7 protein-coding genes are annotated in these 8,979 nt (G+C 69.5%); 4 read left to right on the top strand and 3 right to left on the bottom strand.

Annotated features, from left to right (window positions below; all coding sequences use genetic code 11):
- Window positions 1–1,536 (top strand): tetratricopeptide repeat-containing sulfotransferase family protein (locus HUV01_RS08575; protein ID WP_438827161.1); only part of this gene is annotated, 1,536 nt, incomplete at its 5' end.
- 16 nt (window positions 1,537–1,552) lie between these two features.
- On the opposite strand, the gene HUV01_RS08570 is transcribed toward HUV01_RS08575, so the two are convergent.
- A complete protein-coding gene (locus HUV01_RS08570) occupies window positions 1,553–1,867 on the bottom strand; it encodes a UrcA family protein (RefSeq protein WP_174297872.1) in 315 nt (104 codons plus the stop codon).
- A gap of 121 nt (window positions 1,868–1,988) precedes the next feature.
- Window positions 1,989–2,402, bottom strand: a complete 414-nt coding sequence (locus HUV01_RS08565) for a hypothetical protein (RefSeq protein WP_174297871.1) — start codon at window positions 2,400–2,402, stop codon at window positions 1,989–1,991.
- Window positions 2,403–2,618: 216 nt separating this feature from the next.
- Between HUV01_RS08565 and HUV01_RS08560 the strand changes: the two genes are divergently transcribed.
- From HUV01_RS08560 to HUV01_RS08550, 3 genes are all read left to right on the top strand, one after another.
- A complete protein-coding gene (locus HUV01_RS08560) occupies window positions 2,619–5,054 on the top strand; it encodes a TonB-dependent receptor (RefSeq protein ID WP_174297870.1) in 2,436 nt (811 codons plus the stop codon).
- A gap of 94 nt (window positions 5,055–5,148) precedes the next feature.
- Window positions 5,149–6,042, top strand: coding sequence for a sterol desaturase family protein (locus tag HUV01_RS08555; RefSeq protein WP_174297869.1), 894 nt, complete (start codon window positions 5,149–5,151; stop codon window positions 6,040–6,042).
- A gap of 67 nt (window positions 6,043–6,109) precedes the next feature.
- Window positions 6,110–7,057: a Vgb family protein gene (locus HUV01_RS08550; protein ID WP_438827160.1), complete on the top strand. Its 948-nt coding sequence runs from the start codon at window positions 6,110–6,112 to the stop codon at window positions 7,055–7,057.
- Window positions 7,058–7,112: 55 nt separating this feature from the next.
- Here HUV01_RS08550 and HUV01_RS08545 read toward each other — a convergent pair whose 3' ends face one another.
- Window positions 7,113–8,855 (bottom strand): mechanosensitive ion channel family protein, encoded by a 1,743-nt coding sequence (locus HUV01_RS08545; RefSeq protein ID WP_368040012.1) that lies wholly within the window; start codon window positions 8,853–8,855, stop codon window positions 7,113–7,115.
- Window positions 8,856–8,979: the final 124 nt, after the last annotated feature.

Here is an 8,979-nt window from a genome sequence, read left to right as displayed (position 1 = left end):
CACGAGGCCGCGCGCCGCCTGGGTGCCGCCATGGTCGCGGGCGGGGCGGACGGCGCGCAGGGGCATTTCCTGCTCGGCATGGCCGACGCGGAGGGCGGACGGATCGTCGATGCCATCGCGCGGATCGAACGGGCGGTCGCCATCGAACCCCATGGCGAATATCGCGCGCAGCTTGCCCGGCTCTACACGCTCGTCCGCCGCGATGGAGACGCCGCCGCGACGCTGCGCGCGGCGGAGGGCGCGCTTCCTGCGGACGCGCTGTCGCGCGACACGATGGGATGCGTCTATGCGCGGCTGGGCGACCACGAGGCGGCGCTCCCGCATTTCGTCGCGGCGGTCGGTCTTGCCCCCGGCAACGACCGCTTCCGCTACAACCACGCCGCGACGCTGAGCTTCCTTGGCCGGACCGACGAGGCGGACGCCGCGCTGGAGGTGATCGTCGGCCGGGCTCCGGACGATGCCCGCGCGCACCATCTGCTGGCCGGGCTGCGCAGGCAGACGCCCGCGCGCAACCACCTCGCGCGCCTCCGCGCCGTGCATGACCGCGCCGCGCCGGGGGCCGACCGGCTGCTGACCGGCTATGCCCTGGCGAAGGAACTGGAGGATGTCGGCCGCGCGGAGGAGGCGCTGGAGCGCCTCGTCGCCGTCAACGCCGCCCACCGCGCCCGGCTTTCCTACGACCCCGCGCGCGACGCCGCGATCTTCGATGCGGTCGAGGCGGCGTGGCCCGCGATCGCGCGTGCGCCGGCCGGCGTCGCCCCGGCCGACATCGCTCCGGTTCAGGCGCCGATTCTGGTGATCGGAATGCCGCGAACCGGGACCACGCTGGTCGATCGCATCCTCGCGTCGCATCCGGAGGTGGAGAGCGTCGGCGAGCTTCAGGCGCTGCCGCTCGCGGTCAAGGCGGCGGCGGGGACGCGGACCCGCACCGTGCTGGACGCCGACACGATCGCCGCGGCGGCGGCGGGAGGGGATCCGGCCGCGATCGGCCACGACTATCTGGAACGCGCGGCGCACCATCGGCGGCACCCGGCGCGGCGCTTCGTCGACAAGTTCCCCGGCAACTTCTTCTATGCGGGGTTCGCCGCCCGCGCGCTGCCCCATGCCGCGATCGTGTGTCTGCGCCGCGATCCGATGGACACCGTCCTTGCCAACTTCCGCAACCTGTTCGCGACCGGATCACGCTATTACGACTACAGCTACGACCTGCTCGACATCGCTGCCTACCATGCGCGCTTCGACCGGCTGATTGCCTTCTGGCGCACCGCGCTTCCCGGACGGATACTGGAGCTTGGGTACGAGGCGCTGGTCGACGATCAGGAAGGGACGAGCCGGCGTCTGCTCGCGCATTGCGGGCTCGACTGGAACGACCGCTGCCTGGACTTCCATGCCCATGCGGGCGCGGTGTCGACGCCCAGCGCGGCGCAGGTCCGCCGCCCGATCTATCGGGACTCGATCGCGCGGTGGCGCAACCATGCGCGGCTGCTGGACCCCGCGCGCGCCTATCTGGAGGCGCGGGGCATCGTCATCGACTGATGGCCGGGAGACCGGCTCAGCGAGCGGTCGCGCCGGTGCCGGCGTTCGTGGCCGTCGCGATGCGCGACCGGATGTCCGCGAGGACGTCCGCGCGGCAGGCCTGGGCCTGCGCGCCGAGCGCCAGGTGGATCGTGCTCATCCCCTCGCCGCACACGGCGCCCGCCGCCTGGTCCATCCGGATGGCGAGCCGCTGCTGGCCGCCGACGGTGGCGAGGTCGAGCCCGCGCAGGTTCAGCACCGCGCGGTCGGCGGCAAAGGGGTTGGCGGTGGTCTCCGCGAGCGCGGGCGTCACCGTCATGATCGCGGCGAGTGCCGCCATGCCAAACTTCATCATCGTCTCCTGCGTTCGTGCGCCCCGCGCTCTGCGGCGCTTGGGCGACAGCTATCTAATCCCGACAGCCACGATCCACAAGGAAGACGATGGTCGGACGACGGCGCCGCATCGTCCGCGATCAGCGCGCGCGCACCACCAGCGATGCGAGTTCGACGCGTCCGCCCAGCGCGCCCGGCGGCAGGATCGCCGACTGAACCTCCTCGCTCCCCGTCCGCCGGTCGGCCAGGGTCAGGGTCAGCACCTCGCCCGTGGCATCGACGCCGTCGCGCGCGACCGATAGCGGCAGCGTCACCCGCCAGGCATCGCCGCCCTGGACGGGGACGGTGCGTCCCGCGATCCGGACGGCCACCGCCGGGCCGGCGCGGCGACCGGTGACGCGCAGGCAGGTGTCGGCGCCGCAATGGACCAGCCGGGCACGGGGCGCCGCCGCGACCCCCGCCGATGCGCAGAGGACCACGAGTCCGAGGAAGATGCGCGCCATCGCGGACGGGGCCATCGCGGACGGGAGCGGATGCCGGAGGGGATCTTGCATCCCACCCGGCTACCGGGCGGCGTCCGGCCGCGGAATGAGCCATTTGACGTAGGCGGATAGCCATCCCCGGCCGCTTACGTCAAACACCCCATGTCACACGATTGTTATTATCGTTTAGCTTCCGCGTAATACGCAACAGGTCCGAAGAGGCCGAGGCGAGGGACGGGATGTCGCGGGAGGCGCAAGGGTTCGGAACGAGGCAAGGGGGCGAAGACTATGGCTGGATGTTTCTCGCGCGCCGGATTGCTTTGCGCGACCGCGCTCGCCACCGTCGCGGCATCGCCGGCGCTGGCGCAGGAGGTCCCGGCGGCGGGGCAGCAGGCGCCGGGTTCCGACGGCGCGGCATCCACCAACGACATCGTCGTGACGGGCAGCCGCCGCCAGACCACCCTGCAGGACGCGCCCATCAACATCAGCGCGGTCAGCGCCCAGACGATCAGGGACCAGCGGCTCGACGACATCCGGTCGCTCGCGTCCTACACGCCGGGCGTCACGGTCGCGGACACGGGACCCGGATCGACGGGCCAGATAATCCTGCGCGGCATCTCGTCGGGCGATACCGATGTCGGCGGCAGCAACGCGAACAACGCCATCGGCGTCTATCTGGGCGACGTGCCGCTGTACCTGGACTTCAAGCTGTTCGACGTCTCCCGGGTGGAGGTCCTCCAGGGGCCGCAGGGGACGCTCTATGGCCTCGGCACGCTCGCCGGGGCGGTGCGCTACATCCCCAACCGCCCGGACACGGCGGGCGTCTCGATCGACGTCCATGGCCGGGGCTATGCGGAGTCGCACTCCTCGCAGTTCGGCGCCATCGGCGACGTGTCGATCAACCTGCCGATCGTGAAGGACCATGTCGCGTTCCGGACCGCGACCGGATATTACGACAACGCGGGCTTCATCGACTACAACTACCTGCTGAAGACGCCGGGCGCCTCGAACCCGCAGCCGGTCCGCGCCACGGCGACGTCGACGGGCTCGCTGGGCAACAACAACGACTACGTCAACAACTTCACGCGCAGGAAGGACGTGAACTACGAACACACGTTCACCACGCGCAACCAGTTGCTGCTGGAGTATAATCCCGACCTCAAGGCGTATCTGACCTATGCGCATCAGCAGACCAGGACGGGCGGAAACCAGGCGAACGACGCGGGCGTGCTCGGCACCGGCAATTACGAGAACCCCGCCCGGTATCTGGAACCGATCAAGCGCACGTCCGACCTGTTCGCGGCGGAAGTCTACGCCAACATATTTAATATCGCCCAGCTCGTCAGCACGACCGCCTACACGAAGCAGATCAGGCACTCGACCGACGACAACACCGATCTCCTGCTCGACCTGGATTACGGGTACGAGGCGTTCCCCAACTTCTCATCCTATGCGAACAACACGACGACGTCCAAGCAGTTCAACCAGGAAGTGCGCCTGGTCTCGACGCATGGGGGTCCGATCAACTGGGTGCTGGGCGGGTTCTACAACCGCCAGACGACCAGCTCGACCAGGTTCGAATACACGCCCGGCTTCGCGGAATATTTCGCGATCCGGCGGCCGGACAACCTGGAATACATCTCGTTCGTCAATTCCAGGACGGTCGAGAAGGCGGTCTATGGCGAGGCCACGCTCCATGTCACGAGCCGGTTGCAGGTGACGGGCGGCGTCCGCTACTTCAAATACGACGCGGGCGTCACGGGCGGCTCCGACACGCCCCTGTATGGCGGCGGCCTGACGCGCATGCCCTATCCGTCGACGACCATCGCGGCGAGCCGGATCCGGACCGGCGCCACCGCGAAGGACGGCTTCGTCTACAAGGCCAACACCTCCTACAAGTTCAGCGACAACCTGCTGGCGTATTTCACCTACAGCACCGGCTATCGCGTCGGCGGCGTCAACCGGGTGGTGCCCTGCATCCTGCCGCTGCCGCCGGGCCAGAACCTCTGCGCCCTGCCCAACGAACTCGTCTTCGGGCCGGACAGGACCAAGAACCTGGAGCTGGGCGCGCGCGCGAGCCTGTTCGACAAGCGGCTTCAGGTGACGCTCGACGGCTTCCACGTCGACTGGACGGGCGTGCAGGTGCCCAGCCAGACCGTCAACGGCGCGATCGGCGTCACGATCAACGGCGCCAACGCGGTCTCGCAGGGCTTCGACTTCCAGGGCGAGGTGAGGATCACGCCGAACCTCGACCTGATCGGCACCTATTCCTATGTCGACGCGCATCTGACGCAGGGCGTGGCCGGGCTGGTGGTGAGCCAGGGCGTGCGCTACGACGCCTTCGACGGCGACAGGCTTCCGGGATCGGCGAAGAACTCGGGCAGTGCGCGCTTGGTATACAGCCATCCGCTCGGCGACGGGGCCAAGGTCCAGGCGATCTGGGCCACCGTCTATCGCGGAAGCATCGACTCGCGCGTCGGACTGCGGGGCTTTGGCGAAAGCATCCCGGGCTATGTCACCCATAGCGTCTCGCTGAGCTATTCGAACAAGCAGTTCGAGGTCGGCCTGTTCGCCGACAACGTCCTCGACAAATACGCCGTCACCTCGATCAGCAACGACCTCTCTTCCTACAACCAGGTCCGCACCGACGTCGTCGAACGCTATTACAGCCGCGGCGTGCTGACGCCGCGCCGCGCGGGCATCGATTTCCGGTTCCACTATTGACGCGGCGGGACGCGGTCGGGGATGGGGGTCGGCGGCCGACATGGCCACGGTCCCGGACCCGCACCCCGTCCCTCGCCAACAGGGTGACAAGGCCATGAAGACGATCCTGTCCCGTCACGCACAGCCCGCGATGGTGGCGCTGGTCCTCGCCTTCTGGGCGTTCGGCCCCCGGGCGTGGACCGGCAGCGAATGGTCGCTCATCGTGGCGACGTCGGTGACGACGCTCGTCGTGCTGGGGCTCGAATGGCTCAACGAGCGGCATGCGAGCTGGCGGCTGACGAAGAAGGAGTTCTTCACCGACCTGTTCTACGTGATCCTCGGCGCGACGGCCATCTCGTGGACGACGGTCAGGCTCGCCGAGACGCCGCTGAAGGCGGCGAAGCATTCGCTCGGGATCACCACCTTGTGGGCGATGCACCTGCCCTTCGCCGTGCAGGTCGCGCTGGTCGTGCTCCTCGTCGAGTTCGGCCAGTATTGGATGCATCGCCTGATGCACAACAGCACGCCCTTCTGGCTGACACATGCGCCGCACCACCACATCACCCAGCTGAACGCGATGAAGGGCGCGGTCGGCAATCCGATCGAGCTTTTCCTCATCAGCCTCAGCGTCGTCGCGCTGTTCGACCTGCCCGTCGCGGCCGAGTTCTGCGCGTTCAACATCCTCGCGGTCGTGTCGACCTTCGCGCACGCCAACACGCGCTGCGACCCGCCGGGCTGGTACGCCTTCTTCTTCACGACCATCAGGAACCACAGCCTCCACCATTCGGTGGGGTATGAGGAGACGCGGTGCAACTATGCCAACTCGCTGATCCTGCTCGACCGCGTCTTCGGCACGTTCCGCGACGGCGAGGCCGAAGCCGTCGGGCAGGACGAACGGCGGCGATTGTCGATCGCGGAACAGACGCTATTCCCGTTCCGGCCCGTGATCGACCCCGTGATCGACAGGGTCCGGGCAAGGCGGCGGCCGGTCGGGGAGGCCGCGCGCTGACGTGCCGGCCATCGTCGCCGACCGACGGCGACATCGACCACGGCATCGATCGGGAGGGCCGGACGACATGAGCACATATCGGATCGCGGCCCGGATCGCCGCCCGGATCGCGGTGACGATCGCCGGCTGCGCGGTCGCTCCCGCCATGGCCGCCGGGCCGAAGGGAAAGGTGATCGCCGTTCCCGGCTCCGCCGATTTCCTTGCCGTCGACGGATCCTCGGTATGGGCGACCAACAGGGGCCGGGTCGAGCGTTGGTCGACGCGGGGCAAGCAGGCGGAGGTCGCCATGACTCGTCCCTGCGGCGCGATGACGGTCGCGTTCGGGTCGCTGTGGGTCGCGGACTGCGCGGACCGGACGGTCAACCGGATCGACATGGCGACGGCGCGCAGGATCGCCGTCATCCCGACCGGCATCGCCAATCCCAGGGGCGAGCTGAACGTCGTCGCGGGCGCGGGATCGGTCTGGGTGGCGAGCGACGACAAGGGCGTGGTCGCTCGCATCGATCCGGCCGTCAACGTCGTGACGGCGTCGATCCCGGTCGATCCGGGCACCTTCTACCTCAGCTTCGGCTTCGGATCGCTATGGGCGGTCAGCGGCGCCGGGCAGACCATCCAGAAGATCGATCCCGTGACCAACGCCGTCGTCGCCCGGACGACGCTCGGCCGCGCGCCCGGCTTCCTCGTCGCGGGCGAAGGCGCGGTCTGGGTCCAGGAGCAGGACGACGGCACCGTCGCCCGGATCGCCCCCGACACGGGACAGGTCTCCGGGCGGGTGAAGGTCGACGAGACGCTGAAATACGGCGACATCGATGCAGGCGGCGGCAGGATCTGGCTGCGCACCACCGCCGGCCAGACCTTCGTCGTCATCGATCCCGAAACGCTCGCCATCCGGGCACGGATCGGGAAGGAGACCGGCAGCGGTGCGCTCCGCTATACGGGCGCTGGCGTGTGGACGAGCTCGCACGACATCCACATCCTGTCGTGGTGGAAGAAGCCCGCGCGGATCGGCCGATGACGATGCGGCGGCGAGGGGCGCGAAAGGCGGCCGCCACCGACGCCGTCGCGCCGGTTCACGGGGCGTGGACGCGATCGGGATCGCGAACCAGTTCCAGCCGCTGCGGCACGGCGCCAAGCTCGATCCTCGCGGCGCGCAGGTCGCGCAGGAGCGCGAGCAGCACGGCGCTGCGCATCGGATAGGCGGCGCGCGGGCTGGCGACGTGGCCAAAGCAGTTGAACAGCACGCGCCCGTCCGCGATCGAATCGACGAACGCCACCGGCGCGGGATCGTCCAGCACCCCGGGCACCCCCGCAAAAGCCGCCAGCGCCAGCGTCCTCGCCTGTTCGGCATCGGCGCCCAGCGGCACGGAAAACTGGATCTGGATCCGTCCCCTTGGACCGGCCAGCGTCTTGTTGAGCACCGATTTGGTGATGAGCTCGGAATTGGGGACGATCAGCGTCGAATGGTCCGCCAGCTCGATCTCGGTCGATCGCACGCTGATCCGCCGGACGTCGCCCTCGTCGTTGCCCACGCGCACTAGGTCGCCGATCTTGATCGGCCGCTCGGCGAGCAGGATCAGCCCGGAGACGAAGTTCTGCGTGATCGCCTGGAGGCCGAAGCCGATGCCGACCGACAGCGCGGACAGCAGCAGCGCGATCCGCTCCACGCCGATGCCCAGCGACGCGAGCGCCCAGATCGAGGCGATCGCGATGCCCACATAGCGGGCGACCAGGCTCACCGAGTTGCGCCCGCTGCCGTCGAGGTCTGTGATCGGCAGGTACCGCCGCTCTAGCCAGTTCATGAACAGGCGCACGAGCGCGAGCCCGATCAGCAGCACCGCGATCCCGCGCAGCACCGCGCCCGGCGAGATCGCGACGCCGCCGACCTCCACTCCCTGGCTGAGCGTGCCGAGCCGGCCGAAGATCGCCATCGGCCCGCCGCCCGCGCCGAACGGCGACAGCAGCAGGCCGAAGCCGAGCAGCAGCAGCGCGATCCGCAGGACCGCGGACAGCAGCACGCCGAACTGGTCGATCGCGCTCGCGCGGATGCCCAGCGCGCCGGTGAGCGTCGATGCCAGCCGGCTGTCGCGCACGAACACGCTGGTCGCCAGATCGTCCACCGCCGTCATCAGCAGGTACAGGCTGGCGGACAGGATCATGCCCCAGACGACGACCTGCACCAGGAACAGGCTGAACCCGATGAAGCCGATCAGCAGCGAGACCAGCGCGGTCGCGACCGCGATCCAGCCGACCAGCACGAGCAGGCCGACGCCGGCGCCGCCCACATGGACCTGTTCCGCGCCGCCCAGGCTCGCGCGCGAGGCGCGAAGGCGGCCCACGATCGTCAGCGCGCCGCCGATGAGGAGGACGTGCAGCAGCGCCTCCGTCGCCTGCGTCGCCACCAGCGCCGGCGTGCTCGCCCCGACCGTCCGGTTGAACGCGTCCCACATGATGCCGACGACGGCCAGCGCGGTGAGGATCCAGCCGAGCGGCCGCAGGCGCGCGGCGGCATCGTCGTCGATCGAGGCGATCCGCCACGACGGTTGCGAGCGCATGGTGAGCGCGCCTGCGACCGCGGCGACATAGCCGCCGAACCCCGCCGCCGCGACCACCGCCTCCAGAAGGTCGGTCCATCGCTCCGGCAGCAGGCCCGACCAGCGCAGGCCCTGGACGAACGCCACGGCGGCGAGCAGCGGGGCCACCGTCCCGACCGCGACGCGCCACAGCGCGAAGGCCGACCGCCGCATGTCGTGCCCGGGCGCGCCCTCGATCAGGAAACGCTGCCCTGCCCGCCTCGCGATCAGCCGCTGTCTCATCGTCGTCGTCTGCCGCCCGCGCATGGGTCGAGGAGAACAGGACGACGGCGGCGCACAGCGTGGCGAGGAGGCGATCCGTCCGTCTGTGTCGCAACTTCATCGGCGCGACTATAGCCAGCCGTCG

Source organism: Sphingomonas bacterium (assembly GCF_903643035.1).
Taxonomy (GTDB): Bacteria; Pseudomonadota; Alphaproteobacteria; order Sphingomonadales; family Sphingomonadaceae; genus Sphingomonas.
The sequence above is the reverse complement of the archived record's forward strand: the minus strand, read 5'-3'. Positions and strand labels throughout refer to the sequence as shown.

Coding starts and splice junctions, on each gene's coding strand:
- HUV01_RS08555 (WP_174297869.1), top strand. CDS start 5,149: ATGAAGACGATCCTGTCCCGTCACGCACAGCCCGCGATGGTGGCGCTG.
- HUV01_RS08570 (WP_174297872.1), bottom strand. CDS start 1,867: ATGAAGTTTGGCATGGCGGCACTCGCCGCGATCATGACGGTGACGCCC.
- HUV01_RS08550 (WP_438827160.1), top strand. CDS start 6,110: ATGAGCACATATCGGATCGCGGCCCGGATCGCCGCCCGGATCGCGGTG.
- HUV01_RS08560 (WP_174297870.1), top strand. CDS start 2,619: ATGGCTGGATGTTTCTCGCGCGCCGGATTGCTTTGCGCGACCGCGCTC.
- HUV01_RS08545 (WP_368040012.1), bottom strand. CDS start 8,855: ATGAGACAGCGGCTGATCGCGAGGCGGGCAGGGCAGCGTTTCCTGATC.
- HUV01_RS08565 (WP_174297871.1), bottom strand. CDS start 2,402: ATGCAAGATCCCCTCCGGCATCCGCTCCCGTCCGCGATGGCCCCGTCC.